The organism is Ruegeria sp. AH12 (genome assembly GCF_056541465.1).
In genome coordinates, this window is record NZ_JBQFYL010000022.1 from 24,040 (window position 1) to 42,016 (window position 17,977).

Sequence of the window (17,977 nt, forward strand, 5' to 3'; positions counted from 1 at the left end):
TGAACAAAAAACTGAGATGCTGCGTTGGCAACCCACATTGCCGAAGTTCGCGGCGCGTGCAGAGTTTTGAAACAGTTCTTGGAGCTACTTGGGGCGGTCTGGCTCGTTAGTGTTGCGCGCAATCAAGCTTTCTATTTCTTTCATTGCTGCAACCGGCAAGGCACCGAAGGTCAGTGCTCCCAAAATACCCTCAATTTGTTCTTCTGTCCGAGCGCCTGGAATCGGTACGTATGCTTCAGATTGGCCCCATATCCACCCAAGAGCCCCCTGCACAAGCGTTCGGCCATTTGTGGTCAGTAATTCGCGAACCGCATCGAGCTGTCGCATGAAATCTGGGTTTACCCGGCCATCCGTATAGTACTCCATCCAGCTTTCGCCGGATGCGCGGACATCATCCGATGCCATAACGGTATTCCGATTGTATTTCCCTGTAAGTAGCCCCATCGCAAGGGGTGAGCGGATAAGGGACAACAATCCCTCCTCATGGACAATCTGTTGCATGCGGGGGGCATCGAAGAAGACGTTCATCACGTATTCAACCGCCTTGAAACCATCCCTGGACGAGGCTGCCAGGGCGTTTTGGGAATAGTCAGTGCTCCAACCGTAGGCGCGTAGTTTCCCGGCATCTTTTAGCCGGTCCAGTTCGTCAAACACAGCCTCGGCCTGGTCAATCGGCATATCGTTCAAATGCAACAGCAAGAGATCGATCCGATCCCGTTCCAGCCGCGACAGGCACCCATCTACAGCAGGGCCAACCTGATCCGGGGTGAAGGGGTCAAATGAAATCTGCCTGCTCGCTTCATCGATCCCAACCCCGATCTTTGTGACAATCAGAGCATCTGGTTGATGCTTTAGCGCTTTGCCCAACAAACGTTCCGAATGCCCAGCGCCATAGGCGGCAGCGGTGTCAAAAAGTGTGATCCCACCGTCCAGTGCCGCGTGGATCGTACGAATAGAGGCACCGTCGTCCGATCGAGTGTAACCCAACGACTGCTCACCACAGTACATTTTGCCACCAATCGGCCAGCACCCCATGCCAAGGGGTGAGATTTCGGTTTCGAGAAAGTTCATCTGTGGATCTCCTAGCTGATCCTTCAGAAAAAACGCCATCACAATCTTTTCATCAACAACACAGAATGTAATCTTCATTTCATGTATGAAAGTAACTTTGACTGGGACAACCTGCGGCTTTTCCTTGCGGTTGCCAGAGCGGGCGGGCTTGGGCCAGCAGCTGAACAGACCGGCAAGAGCGCACCCACCTTGGGCCGGCGCATGGTCGAGCTTGAGCGCGACCTGGGAAGCGAGCTGTTTCATCGCAAACCGCGAGGGTATGACTTGACCGAAGACGGGCAAACGCTGTTGAAACAGGTAGAAAGCATCGAGGCGCGCGTCCTACCTGTCACCGAAAGCAGCCTTGCTACCGCGCCACCATTGGTCAAAATTTCGTCCGGGACCTGGGTGACAAGGATATTGATCGGCGCTGTTGGAAGACTTACGGGGTCAATGCCGGTTCGATTGCGTTTCATCTCGTCAGAAGACCTACTGAACATCGGGCACAGGGAAGCCGCGATTGGTATTCGAAACCACCGACCAGAAGAGATCGGCTTGGCCGGTCGCAAAATCGGGCGGGTTCGGTTTGCGGTCTATGCTGCGGAAGAAGGCATTTCGACCTGGGTGCGCGTCATGTCCAAAACACCCTCGGCCAGATGGGTGAGAGAACATTCGCAAGAGGACGACGCCATCGAAGTTACAGCGCCACAAAATGCGCTTGAGCTTGCAAATGCAGGTCTTGCCCGGGCGGTTCTGCCAACTTTCATTGGAAACACGCAGCCGGGCCTGAAACCAGTGTCACCTTTGATTGACGATCTGGAACATGATCAATGGCTCGTCACGCATCATGAAGATCGGTTTCTTGCTGAGGTACGGCATGTCATAGATCGCACCTATGCAGTGATGTCGGAAGCGTGTGAAAACGGTTGAACCGGTGTGGGCTGTTCGCACTATTCGCCCAACCGTTCCATCAACCGGGCGTAAGCCGTTTGGCCACGTCTGAAGGTTGGCAGACGGAAGAACTCGTCAGGGGCGTGTTGGTTTTCATCCTCATGTCCAAAGGCAAACATGACAGCATGCAGACCCAGCTCGTCCAGTAAGGTCGACATCACAGGGATCGATCCGCCAACGCGGGTTTTGTAAGCGGGTTTGCCATAAACCTCTTCGAGAACCTGACCCGCGATGGCAGTTGCGTTGTGGCCGGCCGGTACAAGAAACGGATCCGCGCGCCCGGGGTTGCGCGATACCTCAGCAGTGACACCCGGCGGGCAATGAGCCTCAACATGGGCCGAGATCAGATCAAATATCTTTTCGGGGTTCTGATTGGCGACCAAACGACACGTGATCTTGGCCGAAGCAACCGCGGGCAAAACGGTCTTTGTGCCTTCCCCTTGCCAACCACTGGTCAACCCGTTGACCTCAAGCGTTGGGCGAGCCCACAGATTTTCACGTGTTGAATATCCCGGCTCACCCAAGGTCGCTGGCGCTCCGGTCTGGGCCAGATAGGCCGCCTCGTCCCAAGGAACCCGCGCAATTGCCGCGCGGTCTTCGTCTGTCAGCTCGACGACATCGTCGTAGAAACCATTCACCGTGATGCGACCATCGGTCGATTTCATACTGGCAAGCAACTGGGCCAGCGCCATCGCTGGGTTTGCGACACCGCCGCCATGCATACCGGAATGCAAATCGGATTTCGCGCCCTGAACCGAGATCTCAAGCGAAGTGAGCCCTTTCAGACCAAGGACCAGTTGCGGCGTCTCGGTATCCCACTGACTGCCATCGGCAGAAAAGATCATATCTGCCTGAAGCCGGTCGAGATTTGCCTCGATAAAGGGCGGCAGGTCAGGGGACCCGATCTCTTCCTGACCTTCAAAGAAAAACCGCACATTGACTGGCAGTTTCCCGGTTTCCGCCAGCAAAGCCTCAGCCGCAAGGATCGGGATGAACATGGCACCTTTGTCGTCGGTCGCCCCACGCCCGTAGATCCGATCTCCGTGGATCGTCGGTTCGAACGGAGGTGAGGACCAGAGCTCAAATGGTTCGGCTGGTTGCACGTCAAAATGGCCATAGATCAGAATCGTAGGCGCATCAGGCCCGGCGTGCAGCCAATCGGCACAGACCACCGGATGACCGGCAGTCTCCATCATCTGAACGTTTTCCATTCCCGCCGCAACCAACCGATCAACCACCCACTGCCCGGCCTTTCGAACATCGCCCGCGTTTTCGGGTTTGGCTGAAACCGATGGAATACGAATGAAGTCGCACAGCTCTTCAACAAAGCGCGATTGGTGTGTGTCGAGATAGTCGGTCCAGCTCATTCCATGCCCTCTCTGATGCTGGCGCCTAACTTACGAAACTGGACGTGGCCCGCAAGCCTGCGGAAATCAGTGCATCCTGACCCCAATGTACAGCCAAACTGACGACGCCTACGGCACTGCGAGATCAGGGCGTAGATAGGCCTCAGGGTAAGACATTGGTTTAGATGGCCCACGGGGAACAACGCCATTCCAACTGCGCCCGAAATATCCCTGGCGGCAATGCACAAGGGATCCGGAGTTGGCAACTCCAGGCAGTGCATACACACGGCATAGCCAACGCCATAAATACGGATAATCCAATATCCGCGCTCCGTTAAGCTTCATCCGCACATAGTAGACAGGATCATGGCGATAAAGCGTGGGGAACAGGCGCAGATCGGCCTCTGAGAAGTGAATGCCCGTTAAAAAGGGCCTGCCATCAGAAAGGAGCTGCTCCAATTGATCAAGTGCCTCGAAATAGGCGTCAAATGCTGCGGCATAGATCGTTTGGTCAGATGAAAACCCGGCCTTGTAGGCGCCGTTATTGATTGCCGTGTAGATCAAGTCATTCAAGTTATGGATGTGTTGGCGCAGTGCTTCGTCGTCCGGGTAAAGCCTCACGCGCCTTTTTGCTGGGATGGTGCCGCCAAGGGCCTCTGCACAGACATCCAACATGCGGATAATTTCGGCGCTTTCGTTGCTCACGATTTGGCCTGATTTCTTATCATAAAGGATCGGAAGGGATTGCTCTTCGGAGCCTTCGGCACGGTAAATATCCTTGGCAAGGCGCAGTCCTCTGCCAGTTCCGGTCTCTCCGGTGCACTCCGGCAAGGTCTCGCCTGTGAGCGAGGCAATGCGGTCAGGCGCGAACTCCCACAGGTTCGGTCCTTCTGGATCGTCTTCACCAGTGCGGTTGGGAAAGGCCACATCCATCGTGACACTGTCCTGCAACCCCAGAACACTGCGCGCCAAGGTCACGCGATGACACCATGGACAATTCAGCGCCACGAACAGGTGATACCGGTGGGCTTCTGCAGGAAACTCAGGATCACCAATGGCATGACGAAAGCCGCTGACGCCGCGCACAAATTCACCTCGTGCGCGGCGCTCAGCGATGGCAGTCTGGTCTTCTTCAGTTGATGTGTCGGTCATGACGTCAGCATCATCCTCTGAGTCTGTGATGCAAGATAACTGGTACGGCCAATTCTTCCTCATCACTCAAATGGCGTTCCAGAAACGCTTTGATCGTTTTGCTTGTCGCATGGAGCTGCCCGGCCTCATCATAGGCTTGGGCCTCATCCAGAGCAGACAGTTTGATCACACGGTTCGCAGTACGGGTGAAATCATCCAACACCTTGTCTAGATCCGCGTGATCCTGTTCCAGAAGCTCAAGCCCCGCATCAAATCGCGGGTCTGCAGCCGACAATTCAGGGAAATAGCTGCGATCTTCCCAGCCGTGATGACCATGCAGGCTCCCGACCAGATTGCCGCCATAGTAGGACAGCCGACCAGCATAATCGTCCAACCCCATATCGTTGTTCAACACATCTTCCGAATCCAATCGAATACGTTCCGCCAGGCGGCGGAACATCTGGTGTGCCCCGAGCCAATGCCTGGTTTTTTCCTTGAACCCAGGGTGCGCATCCCAGCTGTCGCGGGGGTATTTTTCCAAGAGAAACCGCATCTCTTTCGGCATATCGTCTTGGCGGATGGTGTATGTATCGAGCATCGGTCGTCTCCTTTCGTGACATAGGTGGGAATTCGGATCAGTCTCACCAGTAGCGCAAAACGCACAGTGACTATGCGTCAGCGAACCCCGCAAAGTGCATGCTGCCTTGATCAGCGATCACGTATCTAAGTTGGGGATGTCACGTTGCGTGAAGTCAGACAGGCTGTCTTTGCCGCCAACGCCAGCGTAGACCTGCCTAAATCGAGCACTGGCACCAGAGTTTCGTGCGAACCGTTCCGTACCGAACTGCAGTAAAAACACTGGTTTGCAATGCACTCTCGGGCGCATGCTTCGCCGTGGACCATTCAGATAAAAAGTGCGGGGCGAAAAACGCGCCCCGCACCAGTCTCTAACGACCGCCCGCTTTCCCGGGCATGTTCATCCGCTTGGCCGCTCGCCGTGGCATTTTCTTGCGCAGGTCACGCGGCAGTTTGGCTTTGGCCTTCACGGGCCTCGCAGATTTCAGTGTGTCCTCCACAGCAGGAAGGGTTCCCTCGCGGGTAATTTTTGGTGGCTTGAAGGGCATATTGCACCTCATGACAAAAAGAAGCTTAAGTCGCGCAGATGCACGACTACCAATGCCCAAAAGGGGCTATCGTCGTGTGTCCATTGTCAGAGTCCTCCGCAGGAGTGTTTCGGTGCGCATTCTGCCATTTCGGGTCAGTGCGCGGCGGGATCAGAAAGTATGCTGGTCCATTGTTAGAATCTCCTTTGCGAATGTTGTGATCGTCTCAGACCACAAGGTATCTGTCAAACCTGTTCAACGAATAGCGACATTCGTCGCCTTGCTGCCGAGCGCGGCCCTGAACTGCTGTTGGCCGATCGATATCATTGCTATTGCGCGTGACGTCAGAGAAGAAATTTGCTGCTCAAACGAAACAGACAGCAATCCTGTAACGAGAATCTTGAGACTACCCCAATTGTACTTGCGGGCATTTCTTCGGCTTGTTGCGGATCAATTTCGAATGCGCCTTGACCAAGTCAGCCAACTCTGGCCGACATGAACCGCAGTTCGTTCCCGCACTAAGGGCATCTCCGATATCGTCCACATTGATCAAACGCTTGTCATGAATGGCGCGGATAATGGTTTTTAGTCCAACCTCGAAACACGAACAGACGATTGGGCCACAATCCTCAGAATCAACAGATGACTGGCCCGACAGAATCTGCTGAGGCGCAACCTCGGGCAAAGTTGCCAAATAGTCTCGCATCAGGGTGATAGGTCGGCGCGAGACAAAGAGTACTGCCAGAATGCGCTGACCTTTTGACAGCGCAATTCTGTAAGATCCGCGTTTGGGATCTTCTACCGAAGTCACCATCGCATCCGGCAAACCAAACCAATCGCGAGCAGTTCTTTCCCAGTCGTCTATGAGCTGTTTCCCTGCCAACTCTATCCTGTAGCCGTTGGTTGTCTTGGCAGTCGCCCAATACTCTGCGTCAGGGGACGCTGCATTAGCTGAAACGGCGAAACCGTACCATGCGGCACTCATAAGTCGAACAGATACCGCTGTTGACTTACTCTCCGGTTGCCCTGAAATCGGGTCCGTAACACTTGGAATAATTGCGTTAACACGGGCTGCTGAGGCCGTTTCGCCGGTCCAGTGAATGGGCGAAAACACTTTGCCAGGTGCGATAGTTTCCGTGATGCGAAGCCGAAATATGCCGCTTCCGACTGAACTGCTAACCTCGACCAAATCGGCGGGACCAAGCCCCAGTTGATCAACGTCCTTCGGGTTCATTTCCAAATAGGGCTCTGCTAGGTGGGCCGATAAGCGAGGCGACAAACCGGATCGGGTCATGGTGTGCCACTGATCCCGATTTCTCCCTGTGTTCAACAGGAAAGGGTAGCGTTCTGATGGCTCTGCCTTGGGCGTACGATGGATGACGGGCACAAACCGCGCCTTGCCATCAGGATGAAAAAATTGCCCGTCACCGAAGAAGCGACCGTTAGCTTTCCGCGATGCCGTGGGCCACCGTGTCGGGCACATCGCATCATAATCTTCGTCGTTGATGTCCGAAAACCCGGCAATCTCAAAGTCCTTGCCAAATGAGACGGCAAGCGAGGACATGTTCGCGTATTCTCGAAAGATTTGCGCCGGAGATTCATAATTGAAAGCCTCTGTCCAGCCCATGCGGCGACCCACATCAGCCAAGATATCCCAATCAGCGCGCGCCTGTCCCGGAGGGGTCAGAACAGCACGTTGCCTGCTGATCGTGCGGTCAGAGTTGGTTACTGTGCCGCTTTTTTCGCCCCATCCCGCAGCTGGCAGCAAAACATCTGCGATGCGCGCAGTGTCTGTCTGGGCCGTCAGGTCACTCACAACGGTGAAGGGGCAGTTTTTGATCGCCGCCTTGACTCGATCGGCGTCCGGCATCGTAACCGCTGGATTGGTGTGGATGATCCAAAGTGCCTTGATCCGCCCATCTTCAACGGCGCGAAACATGTCAACAGCTTTGAGACCGTGCTTCTGCGGCATCTTGGGTGCGTTCCAGAATTTCTGGACGGCTGCGCGGTGGGCATCGTTTTCGATATCCAAATGGCAGGCCAGCATATTGGCTAGGCCACCAACCTCTCGACCACCCATGGCATTTGGCTGACCGGTTACCGAAAACGGCCCCATTCCTGGTCGTCCGATCCGACCAGTGGCCAGATGGCAATTCAGGATCGCGTTGACCTTGTCGGTTCCGCTAGAGGATTGGTTGACGCCTTGACTGAAGATCGTGACAACGCGCTCGATGCCAATCCACAGATCGCAAAAGGCTTCAATCTCATCTGAGGTAAGCCCCGTCTCGTCAGGATCGTCAAGCTGTGCCAGCTCGAGGGCTTCCGAGAATCCAACGCTGCGATCCAGAAAATCTGCGGCCACGTGCCCTGTCTGGTGAACTCTGCTCAGCAGGCGGTTGAACAGCGCGACGTCGCTGCCAGGTTGCAACGCCAGATGTAGATCGGCTTGATCGCAGCTTGCGGTTCGACGTGGGTCAATTACCACGATCTTTGTGCCACGCTTCCGCCGTGCGGCAATGACGCGCTGATAAAGAACAGGATGGCACCAAGCGAGGTTAGAACCAACCAGGACAACCAGATCAGCCTCATCCAGATCCTCATAGGTTCCAGGCACCGTGTCGGTGCCGAAAGCGCGTTTGTGACCAGCCACAGTTGAAGCCATACAAAGCCTCGAGTTGGTGTCGATATTCGCCGACCCAATGAAACCCTTCATCAACTTGTTGGCGACATAGTAGTCTTCGGTCAGCAACTGCCCCGAGACGTAGTATGCGACACTGTCGGAACCATGTTCGGCAATCGTTGACGAAAACCGATCTGCAACCAATTGCAGCGCATCGTGCCATTCTACATTCTGTCCAAACACACGCGGGGCCAACAGGCGGTTGTCCAAACCAACAGTTTCCCCCAATGACAAACCCTTTGAACACAGGCGACCGAAGTTCGCTGGATGGTTGGGATCGCCTTCGACGGTCAACCCCCCCGCACCATCCGGCCGAAGCAGAACGCCGCAGCCGACACCGCAATACGCGCAGGTCGAGCGAACTTCTGGCAAGCCGGTGCCGTCCATCAGGCTGCGCTCCGACGGGTCACCGCACTGTCATCCAAGAGGATTCGACCGTCTTCGATACGCACCGAATACGTTGCAATCCGCCCATCATCTGTGCCCTGGGCTTCGCCAGTGTTCAGGTCGAAAACCCAGTTGTGCAGGGGACACGTCACAGATTGCCCATGCACGATGCCATCGGACAATGGCCCGCCTTTGTGGGGGCAGCTGTTGGTGGCGGCGAAGACCTCGGCCTCGGCGGTGCGGAAGACCGCGATGCAGCCGATATGCGTCTTTACCAAACGCGCGCCACGCAGGGGGATGTCTTCGATATGTCCGATGTCGATCCAGCTCATTCCGCGGCCTCCAGTGTGAAATCTGCGATCGGCGCATAGGTCTGCGCCTTTTCCTTGACGTGTTCCGCCCACGGGTCCTTGCGGTAGATGCTTTGGGACAGTTCGAACCGTTCGACCAGAGCGGCACGGTTCTCCCGGTCCTCCACGACCTTAGCCTTGACCCAGTCCATGCCGACTTTTCCCAGCCATTTATACAAGCGGTCCAGATACTTGCCGCCCTCGCGATAGGCCTGGGTGACGGCCATCACGACCTCGATCGCTTCGTCTTCGGTTGGGACCTGACAGAGTAATTCAGTCTCTTTGACGTCCATACCGGCGGCTCCCCCTATGCTGATCTGGTACCCTGAATCCACGCAGACCACACCGATATCCTTGCAGGTCGCCTCGGCGCAGTTGCGCGGGCAACCCGACACCGCCAGTTTCAGCTTGTGCGGGGTCCACGACCCCCACAGGATTTTCTCAAGCTTGATACCCAGACCCGTGCTGTCCTGCGTGCCAAACCGGCAATGATCGGTGCCGACGCAGGTTTTAACCGTCCGCAGGCCTTTGGAATAGGCGTGGCCAGAGACCAGACCGGCCTGGTTCAGATCCGACCAGATGGCGGGTAGGTCCTCTCCTTTCACGCCGAGAAGGTCGATACGCTGACCGCCTGTAACCTTCACCGTCGGCACATCGTATTTGTCTGCCGCATCCGCAATGGCGCGCAATTCTTCGGGGTTGGTGATGCCACCCCACATGCGCGGCACGACGCTGAACGTGCCGTCCTTCTGGATATTGGCGTGTTTGCGTTCGTTGACGAAGCGGCTTTGCGGGTCGTCCTGATATTCCAGCGGCCAGTCGGCCAACAGGTAGTAGTTTGTTGCCGGGCGACAGACATGGCAGCCATTCGGCGTTGTCCAGCCCAGCTCCTGCCAGACGGCGGCCTGGCTCTTCAACTCCTGCCCTTTGATCAGTCGTCGCACATCCTCGTGGGTCAGGTCAGTGCAGCCGCAGATCGGTTGCGCCGCTGGCACTTGGAATTCATCACCCAGAGTGACCTGCAAAACTTGCTCAACCAGCCCCGTGCATGTCCCGCACGAGGCGCTGGCCTTGGTGCTTGCACGCACGGCGCCCAGATCGCTGGCACCCGCGTTGATCGCTTCGACAATGTCACCTTTGCATACGCCGTTGCAGCCGCAAATCTCCGCCTCAGGCGGCAATGCTGCAACGGCTGAAAGAGGGTCCGCGGTATCGCCCCCCTGATAGGCAAGCCCAAAGATCAGCGTCTCGCGCATGTCTTCAATGCTGGTGCGGTCCTTGATCAGGCCAAAGAACCAGCTGCCATCAGCGGTGTCGCCATACATGACGGCGCCAACCAGACGATCCTCTTCGATCACGAGGCGCTTGTAGACCCCGCGCGAGGGGTCGCGGAACACGATATCCTCGCGCCCCGGGCCATCGGCGAAATCCCCCGCGCTGAACAAGTCGCAACCGGTGACTTTCAGTTTGGTTGAGAGGGTTTTCTGCGCAAATGCAGCCTCTTCCTCCAACAACGCCTGCGCTGCGACCTTCGCCTGATCATAGAGCGGCGCGACAAGGCCAAAAACCGCCCCGTCATGTTCCACGCATTCGCCCACGGCGTAGACATCCGGGTCCGAGGTCAGCATCTGGTCATCCACATGGATTCCGCGCCCGGTGGCCAGACCAGCCTCTTGCGCCAGCGCCGTGTTCGGACGGATACCCACGGCCATGACCAGCAGATCACAGGGCAATTCGGTCCCGTCGTCCAGAAGCAGCGCGCGGACTTTGCCATCTTCCCCGAGGATTTCTTTCGAGTTCGCCTGCAGGCAAATCTTGATGCCTTTGTCTTCCAGCGATTTCTTCAGTAAATAACCCGCGGCTTCGTCCAACTGCCGCTCCATCAGGTGGCCCATGATATGTACGACGGTGACGTCAACTCCATGCGCTGCCATACCCGCTGCTGCCTCTAGGCCCAACAAACCACCGCCGATGACGACAACCTTGTTGCCCGAACCCATGCCCATCATCCGCTGGGTGTCTTCCAGATCGCGATAAGCGATCACGCCGTCCAGATCATGACCGGGCAGAGGTATGATGAACGGATTTGACCCTGTCGCAACAATCAGCTTGTCGTAGGGCACATGTCCGTTGACGCCCTCGACCACCTTCATCTCGCGGTCGATCTTGACCACCTGCTCGCCAAAGCGGCAGGTGATGCCGCGCTCGGCATACCAGGCGTCGTCATGGGTGACGATCTCTTCATAGGTTTTCTCGCCCGACAGAACCGGGCTAAGCATGATGCGGTTGTAGTTCCCGCGCGGCTCGGCGTTGAACAGGGTGATGTCGAACGCATCCGGCGCGGCGTCGGTCAGGTGTTCCAGCACCCGGCCCGAGGCCATACCTGCGCCAATGACAACAAGTCTTTGCTTCATGGGTTCACTCCGCTGCAATCGCCTTGGGGGCGGGTGTTTTGGGCTTGGCGCCGTGTTCGTATTCTTCGAGGAAATCGAGGACCTCCTGCCGGTAGGCGTAGTAATCCGGGTGCTCCAGCAGCGCTTTACGCGTCCTCGGGCGCGGCAGGTCGACCTTGGTGATCTTGCCGATCGTCGCCTGCGGGCCGTTGGTCATCATCACCACACGATCGGCCAGAAGGATCGCCTCATCCACGTCATGGGTCACACAGATCGCGGTGACCTTGGTGCGGGACCAGACCTCCATCAAGACTTCCTGCAATTCCCAGCGTGTGAGGCTGTCGAGCATCCCAAAGGGCTCATCCAGCAACAGCAGTTTGGGAGACAGGGCAAAGGCGCGGGCGATGCCGACGCGTTGCTTCATGCCGTTCGAGAGATCAGAGGCAGATTTGTCCATAGCATCGGCCAGACCGACGCGTTCCAGATAGTACTCCACCACGTCCTGCCGCTCGGCCATGCTGGCCTTGGGATAGACCTTGTCGACGCCAATCGCGACGTTTTCCTTGGCGGACAGCCATGGGAACAGATTGGGCGATTGGAACACCACCGCGCGTTCCGGGTCAGCCCCTTCGACGTGACGACCGTCCAGTTTGATCGCGCCTTTCGAGATGTCGTTCAGCCCAGCTGCCATAGTCAGAACCGTAGACTTTCCGCAGCCCGAGTGCCCGATCAGTGAGATGAACTCACCCTTGTCGATCTTTAGGTCGAAATCCTCGACCACGGTCAGGGGGCCTTTGGGCGTAGGATAAACCTTGTGCAACTGCGAGAAGTCGAGGAAACGGTTCTCGATCATCCCCTTTTGCGCCTCGGCCACCGCCGTTGGAACCCCGTGGATCGGGGTAACATCCGGCAGGATTCGAGAGCCTTCGACCTTGGCTTCGATCCCCACATCCATCAGGTATTTGGTGACGTCGGCACGGAGGCGTTTGAAGGTCTCATCGTTGTTCATTGCACCCCGGTCGCGCGGTCTCGGGATCGACACGCGGAACTCCTGCCCCAGCGTACCATCCGGGTTCAACGCAATGATACGGTCAGCCAGAATGATCGCCTCGTCGACATCGTTGGTGATGAGTACACAGGTCTTTTTGTCGGCCTCCCAGATATGTTCGATCTCATCTGCCAGATTGGCGCGGGTCAGCGCGTCAAGCGCCGACAAAGGCTCATCCAGCAGCAGAACTTCGGGGTTCATCGATAAGGCGCGCGCCACGTTGACCCTCTGGCGCATCCCGCCCGACAGTTCCGCCGGGCGGCGCGTAGCAGCATGGCTGAGGCCTACCATTTTCACATAATGTGCGACTTTCTCGGCTTTCTCGGCCTTGCTGAGGCCGGGGAAGACCGTATCCACCGCCAGCCCCACATTGCCGCTGACCGTCAGCCATGGCATCAGCGAGTAGTTCTGGAAGATCACGCCACGCTCAGGGCCGGGCCCCTTGATCGGAGTACCTTTGAACGTGACCTCGCCCTTGGTTGGCGTATCCAGACCGGCCATCAGGTTGATCAGGGTCGTCTTGCCAGTGCCCGAGAAGCCGAGGATCACCAGAAACTCACCCTCTTGCACGTCAAGGTCGATACCTTTCAGCACATCAGTGCGTGCGGTGCCTTCACCGAAGGATTTCGAGGCGTTCTTGAAGCTCAGAATGCTCATCTCGATCACCGGTTGTTCGTGAAGGTAAACAGGGATTGCAGCGCATACATCACTCGGTCCAGCAGGAAACCGATGATGCCGATGGTGAAGACCGCAACCATGATCTTGGCCAAGGAACTGGAGGAGCCGTTCTGGAACTCATCCCAAACAAACTTGCCCAGACCGGGGTTCTGCGCCAGCATTTCTGCCGCGATCAGAACCATCCAGCCAACACCCAGAGACAGACGTAGACCGGTGAAGATCAGCGGCAGTGCAGAGGGCAAAACCAGTTTGGTGATCTTGGTATAGGTGTTCATTTTCAACACCTTGGAGACGTTCACCAGGTCCTTGTCGATGGAGGCTACGCCCAGAGAAGTGTTGATAAGCGTGGGCCACAGCGAACACAAGGTGACGGTGATGGCCGAGATCAGGAAGGATTTCGCGAACCAGCCGTCATTGGTGACATAAACGGCCGAGACGATCATGGTTACAATCGGCAACCAGGCCAGGGGTGACACTGGTTTGAATATCTGGATCAACGGGTTCAGCGCGGCATTTGCGGTCGGGGACAGGCCCGCCGCGATACCAAGTGGGACCGCGATGACAGTGGCGATCAGAAACCCAAAGAACACAGTTTTGATCGAAGTCCAGATTTGCTGGTAATAGGTCGGAGCACCTGTGAATGCGACCTCTTTCACTTTCTCCGGCTGGCCGGCGTCAATGAATTTCTGATTGCGCTTCTCGACCATAGCCTCGAACTTCGCGCGTTTGGCCGCTTTGGCCTTGGCATCCTCGTTCAGGCTGACCATTTCCTCCCAAACCTGCGCCGGCCCCGGAACCGCGCCGAGAGAAGTCTGCACCTTGGGGGCCAAAGTTCCCCACAGCAACAAGAAGGCACAGATCGATAACAGCGGCACGATCAGCAACCGCCAGATCTCGGTCATCTGAGCGCGCGGGTTATCTCCGGCAGCGGCCTTCAGAACGGGAGTGGCCCAGCTGAGGCCCAGCACCTGGAACCATTTGTCGGCGGCGTTGATGCGGGTGAACAGGCGGGTGCGGCGCGCCTCTCGGGCGGCGTCTGCGTTGAATTCGGGATCGACCGTTGTCATCTGTTGTGTCCTTGCGATGGCGGGGCACTTTAGGGGTTCGCGCCCGACGAGGGCCGGGCGCGGCGTTTAAGGAACTAGCCTTGCACGTCGGAGCCGACGATCTTCTGCTCACCCTTCAGACCGATGGACAGGCTTTCGAGATAGGCATTGGGGGTACGGCCGTCATAGGCGATGCCGTCGATGATATCCTCGGACGGGGTCGGCGCTTTGTAGCCGTCACTCTCCCAAGGGAAGTCGGCCTCGTTCGCCAGCCCTTCTTCTACCAGCAGCCGCGCGGCTTCCAGGTAGATCTCGGGCTTGTAGACCGACTTGGCGACCTCGTCATACCAGCTGTCCGATTTAGCTTCCGGAATCTGACCCCAGCGGCGCATTTGCGTCAGGTACCAGATGGCGTCTGAGTAGAACGGGTAAGTCGCATTGTAGCGGAAGAACACGTTGAAATCCGGAACCTCGCGCTTGTCGCCCTTTTCATATTCAAACGTGCCGGTCATCGAGTTGGCGATCACGTCATAGTCCGCGCCTACGTATTCTGCACGGCTGAGGATTTCGACGGCCTCGGGTCGGTTTGCGTTGTCGTTTTCATCCAGCCACTGCGCGGCACGGATCAGGGCTTTGGTCACGGCCAGAGTGGTGTTCGGATACTCTTCGGCGAACTCGGCTGTGATGCCAAAGACCTTCTCTGGGTTGTTCTTCCAAAGTTCATAGTCGGTGATGACCGGAACGCCGATACCCTTGAACACGGCCTGCTGGTTCCAAGGCTCGCCCACGCAATAGCCGTAGATCGTACCGGCCTCCAAAGTGGCGGGCATCTGCGGCGGAGGTGTCACCGACAGGAAAACATCAGCACCAATCTGACCGGTCACGTTTTCAGGGCTGTAATAGCCCGGATGCAGACCACCGGCGGCCAGCCAATAGCGCAGCTCGTAGTTATGGGTCGAAACCGGAAAGACCATGCCCATGTTGAAGGGCTTGCCTTCGGATTTGTACTTTTCGACGACTGGGGCCAGAGCTTCGGCGCTGATCGGATGCTGGGGACGGCCGTCGTCCATCACCGGGATGTTTGGCTTCATCTCTTCCCAAATCTCGTTGGAGACGGTGATGCCGTTGCCGTTCAGATCCATTGAGAATGGCGTGATGATATGGGCTTCGGTCCCATAGCCGATGGTCGCGGCCAAAGGCTGTCCGGCCAACATATGTGCACCGTCCAACTGCCCGTCGATCACGCCATCCAACAGGACTTTCCAGTTCGCTTGTGCTTCCAACGTCACGAACAGGCCTTCGTCCAGAAAGTACCCATTCTCATAGGCGACAGCCAGCGGCGCCATGTCGGTCAGTTTGATAAAGCCAAAGGTCAGCTCGTCTTTTTCCAGTTCCAATTCGGCTAGTGCTGGAGACACAAGCGCCGTCGTCGCGGCGAGGCCCAAAAGAAGCTTTTTCATCTCGATCCCTTTCGGTTCAGCCCAACCCCTTGGGCAAACAAAAAAAGCCGCCGACACAGTCCGCCGGGAGGAGGTGGCGGATGGTCGAGCGGCTTTGCTCTTTTAAGGTGCCCTGGATTATGGGCGAATTCCGTCGGTAGGCGTCGTTGCCTTCCGATGCCCCGATTTAGTCAGTCGCGCAGCAGGACGTCATCAGTTTTCGGCGTTTTCACTCTGAAAATTCTGCAATGCAGCAAAAAGAGATGCTGCGGCGCAAAAAATTTGTGCAAACTTACCCCGCAGGCTCGAAAATGCGCCGATCGAAAAAGACATTCCGAGACAGAATCAGGCTTCCATTGGCAGAGGCAACCGCCGTCGACTCGGGCAGTGCCCCCTCCAGTTTCTCTGACGCGCCGGGGGTTTCAACGCCCAGCCCCTGCAACTCGCGACGATAAAGATCACTGCGAAAGACCTTGGCGGCTTGTCGTTCCGCAGTCCCGGCGTCCAGCCCGTTTCTTTGCGCCAATTGATGCGCGACCCATTTCGCCTGACTACGCCATGGGAAGGTGGCAGCGCCGTCAAAGAACTCGACAAACCCATCCACATGGCGTTGCTCGCCGCGGGCCGAGATCGTGAATTCGCCCATCAATGCACGGTCAATCAGTTCTGGTGAGACATTGAGGTAGGTTTTGCGCGATAGCATCTCGGACGCGGTTGTTCGGCTGTCCGTATTGGAAAGCCAGCGTCCCGCGCGCCAAACGGCCCGCATGAGGCTGCCAAGCACATGCGGCTCGGTCTCGGCCCAGTCGTTTCTGACTGCCAATACCTTTTCAGGTGCGCAGGTCCAGATCGCCTTACCGGGCAGTAGCAGTGCGCCGACATTATCATCTACGGCGAATGAGCCCCAAGGCTCGCCCACGCAGAAGGCATCGATCTCGCCTCCCGCAAGCGCCTGCGCCATCAGCGGTGGCGGGACGGTGCGGATTTCGACTTGTTTCGAGGCCAGTTCAGTTCCCGCAACCCAATAGCGCAGCAATTCGACATGCATTGAAAACGGGAAGGGCACGCCGAACACCAGAACGTCACCCGCCGCCTTTGCCAGTGCAGCCCCAGCCGCGGTGGCATCGGAGAAATCGAAGCCATAGCCCTGATCAGTCAAGCGCTCAGCCAGTTGCGTTCCAACACCAATTACGTTGCCATTCAAGGAAAGGACAGACACTGCGGATAGCGGTGTCGCAATGCCACCAAGACCCAAAGCCATCGCTACGGGGACAGGCGATAGCAGATGTGCCGCATCCACATGTCCAAAAGCCAGCATGTCACGCAGAGAGGACCATGACGGGGCCGGACGCAGATCCAGCGAGATGCCTTCAGCATGGTCGAACCCCATCTCGCGCGCAACGATCAACGGGGCGGCGTCGACAAGCGGCATATACGCGACGGGCAGTGTCACAGTTCTCATGACAACAACCCCGAAGCAGTCACCAAGGCTTCGGCCACATCGGCGACACGGCGGTTTTGGTTCATCGCGGTTTTTCGCAGTAACGCATAGGCTTCCTCTTCCGAGATGCTCTTGGCTTTCATCAGCAAGCCCTTTGCTCGGTCAATCACTTTGCGCTCTTCCAACGCACGGCGGGTTTCCGCCAGCTCGGTCCGCATCTGGCGCAGTACCTGAAACCGGGCGATTGCGGTATCGATCACAGGTTTGATCCGTTCGGCGCGCAAACCATCGACCACATAGGCCGATACTCCGGCCTCAACGGCGGCTTTCGCTAACCCGCCCGCCGCACCGGAGACGAACATAGCCACGGGACGCTCCAACGGGCCCGAAGCAACGGTCAGTTCTTCCAGCATATCGCGCGAGGGATTGTCGATATCGATCAGGACAATGTCTGGACTATGCATTGCAATTTTGCGTGCCAAGCCAGAGACGCTGCCGATCACAGAAACATCGACGTCTCCAGCCTCTTTCAAGGCATCTACAATTGCAAAAGCACGTTCTTGATTTTGCTCGACGACAACGACAGTCAGGTGTTGTTTCATGCAGACTCAACTGAGCTCAAGCCTCAGTGATCGCAATTCCAAGGTTGTCAAATACCTCATTGGGCCAACGGTTCGCCCAAATTATCATCTGTTTTTTGCATTTAGCGGAATGTCTGCACAGATTTTCTACATACCATCAGAGAAATCTGCCTTGCGCGCCGCCGTGGCGCATTCGATTTAGGTGAACCGTCTACCGCGCAAGATCGCCATCGACAAAAGTGGGGCCAACACGGCCGACAGCTAGGTTCAGGACTCGTTGTTGTTTCATGGCCAGAATATGACAGTGGCGGCGAGAGCGATGGCGGAGAGGAATACCTTTGGGCACCTGTCAT

At 56.9% G+C, this 17,977-nt stretch carries 13 protein-coding genes; 1 reads left to right on the forward strand and 12 read right to left on the reverse strand.

Annotated elements, in window-relative coordinates; all coding sequences use genetic code 11:
- Positions 1-84: 84 nt before the first annotated feature.
- The gene (locus ACR0EL_RS20320) at positions 85-1,071 is read right to left on the reverse strand and encodes an aldo/keto reductase (RefSeq protein WP_480501844.1); all 987 of its coding nucleotides are present in this window, start codon (positions 1,069-1,071) and stop codon (positions 85-87) included.
- Positions 1,072-1,152: 81 nt separating this feature from the next.
- Between ACR0EL_RS20320 and ACR0EL_RS20325 the strand changes: the two genes are divergently transcribed.
- A complete protein-coding gene (locus tag ACR0EL_RS20325; protein WP_480501846.1) occupies positions 1,153-1,980 on the forward strand; it encodes a LysR family transcriptional regulator in 828 nt (275 codons plus the stop codon).
- 20 nt (positions 1,981-2,000) lie between these two features.
- Here the strand turns inward: ACR0EL_RS20325 and ACR0EL_RS20330 are convergent, their stop codons facing one another.
- The 11 genes from ACR0EL_RS20330 to ACR0EL_RS20380 all read right to left on the reverse strand — a co-directional run bounded on the left by ACR0EL_RS20330 (position 2,001) and on the right by ACR0EL_RS20380 (position 17,645).
- Entirely contained in the window at positions 2,001-3,368 is a 1,368-nt protein-coding gene (locus tag ACR0EL_RS20330) for a dipeptidase (RefSeq protein ID WP_480501847.1), read from the reverse strand.
- A 108-nt stretch (positions 3,369-3,476) separates the two neighbouring features.
- Complete coding sequence (locus tag ACR0EL_RS20335) at positions 3,477-4,499, reverse strand: glutathione S-transferase C-terminal domain-containing protein (protein WP_480501848.1); 1,023 nt, start codon at positions 4,497-4,499, stop codon at positions 3,477-3,479.
- A 10-nt stretch (positions 4,500-4,509) separates the two neighbouring features.
- Positions 4,510-5,076 (reverse strand): hemerythrin domain-containing protein, encoded by a 567-nt coding sequence (locus ACR0EL_RS20340; protein ID WP_480501849.1) that lies wholly within the window; start codon positions 5,074-5,076, stop codon positions 4,510-4,512.
- A 911-nt stretch (positions 5,077-5,987) separates the two neighbouring features.
- Entirely contained in the window at positions 5,988-8,648 is a 2,661-nt protein-coding gene (locus ACR0EL_RS20345; protein ID WP_480501851.1) for a molybdopterin-dependent oxidoreductase, read from the reverse strand.
- Positions 8,648-8,980, reverse strand: a complete 333-nt coding sequence (gene nirD / locus ACR0EL_RS20350; RefSeq protein WP_480501852.1) for a nitrite reductase small subunit NirD — start codon at positions 8,978-8,980, stop codon at positions 8,648-8,650. Before nirD ends, ACR0EL_RS20345 begins: the two co-directional genes overlap by 1 nt.
- Positions 8,977-11,412: a nitrite reductase large subunit NirB gene (nirB, locus tag ACR0EL_RS20355; protein ID WP_480501854.1), complete on the reverse strand. Its 2,436-nt coding sequence runs from the start codon at positions 11,410-11,412 to the stop codon at positions 8,977-8,979. The genes nirD and nirB overlap by 4 nt, the downstream gene beginning before the upstream one ends.
- Positions 11,413-11,416: 4 nt before the next feature.
- Positions 11,417-13,096 carry an ABC transporter ATP-binding protein gene (locus ACR0EL_RS20360; RefSeq protein ID WP_480501855.1) on the reverse strand — a complete coding sequence of 560 codons (1,680 nt, stop codon included), beginning with the start codon at positions 13,094-13,096 and terminating at the stop codon, positions 11,417-11,419.
- Between the two features lie 5 nt (positions 13,097-13,101).
- The gene (locus tag ACR0EL_RS20365) at positions 13,102-14,184 is read right to left on the reverse strand and encodes an ABC transporter permease (protein ID WP_480501856.1); all 1,083 of its coding nucleotides are present in this window, start codon (positions 14,182-14,184) and stop codon (positions 13,102-13,104) included.
- A 74-nt stretch (positions 14,185-14,258) separates the two neighbouring features.
- Positions 14,259-15,623, reverse strand: coding sequence for a CmpA/NrtA family ABC transporter substrate-binding protein (locus tag ACR0EL_RS20370; RefSeq protein ID WP_480501857.1), 1,365 nt, complete (start codon positions 15,621-15,623; stop codon positions 14,259-14,261).
- 271 nt (positions 15,624-15,894) lie between these two features.
- Entirely contained in the window at positions 15,895-17,064 is a 1,170-nt protein-coding gene (locus ACR0EL_RS20375; RefSeq protein ID WP_480501859.1) for an ABC transporter substrate-binding protein, read from the reverse strand.
- Positions 17,061-17,645, reverse strand: a complete 585-nt coding sequence (locus ACR0EL_RS20380) for an ANTAR domain-containing response regulator (RefSeq protein WP_480501861.1) — start codon at positions 17,643-17,645, stop codon at positions 17,061-17,063. The genes ACR0EL_RS20375 and ACR0EL_RS20380 overlap by 4 nt, the downstream gene beginning before the upstream one ends.
- Between the last annotated feature and the right edge of the window lie 332 nt (positions 17,646-17,977).

Bases quoted from the DNA above. Each gene is read 5' to 3' on its own strand.
- ACR0EL_RS20320 (WP_480501844.1), bottom strand. From the start codon at position 1,071: ATGAACTTTCTCGAAACCGAAATCTCACCCCTTGGCATGGGGTGCTGG.
- ACR0EL_RS20325 (WP_480501846.1), top strand. From the start codon at position 1,153: ATGTATGAAAGTAACTTTGACTGGGACAACCTGCGGCTTTTCCTTGCG.
- ACR0EL_RS20330 (WP_480501847.1), bottom strand. From the start codon at position 3,368: ATGAGCTGGACCGACTATCTCGACACACACCAATCGCGCTTTGTTGAA.
- ACR0EL_RS20335 (WP_480501848.1), bottom strand. From the start codon at position 4,499: ATGACCGACACATCAACTGAAGAAGACCAGACTGCCATCGCTGAGCGC.
- ACR0EL_RS20340 (WP_480501849.1), bottom strand. From the start codon at position 5,076: ATGCTCGATACATACACCATCCGCCAAGACGATATGCCGAAAGAGATG.
- ACR0EL_RS20345 (WP_480501851.1), bottom strand. From the start codon at position 8,648: ATGGACGGCACCGGCTTGCCAGAAGTTCGCTCGACCTGCGCGTATTGC.
- nirD (WP_480501852.1), bottom strand. From the start codon at position 8,980: ATGAGCTGGATCGACATCGGACATATCGAAGACATCCCCCTGCGTGGC.
- nirB (WP_480501854.1), bottom strand. From the start codon at position 11,412: ATGAAGCAAAGACTTGTTGTCATTGGCGCAGGTATGGCCTCGGGCCGG.
- ACR0EL_RS20360 (WP_480501855.1), bottom strand. From the start codon at position 13,096: ATGAGCATTCTGAGCTTCAAGAACGCCTCGAAATCCTTCGGTGAAGGC.
- ACR0EL_RS20365 (WP_480501856.1), bottom strand. From the start codon at position 14,184: ATGACAACGGTCGATCCCGAATTCAACGCAGACGCCGCCCGAGAGGCG.
- ACR0EL_RS20370 (WP_480501857.1), bottom strand. From the start codon at position 15,623: ATGAAAAAGCTTCTTTTGGGCCTCGCCGCGACGACGGCGCTTGTGTCT.
- ACR0EL_RS20375 (WP_480501859.1), bottom strand. From the start codon at position 17,064: ATGAGAACTGTGACACTGCCCGTCGCGTATATGCCGCTTGTCGACGCC.
- ACR0EL_RS20380 (WP_480501861.1), bottom strand. From the start codon at position 17,645: ATGAAACAACACCTGACTGTCGTTGTCGTCGAGCAAAATCAAGAACGT.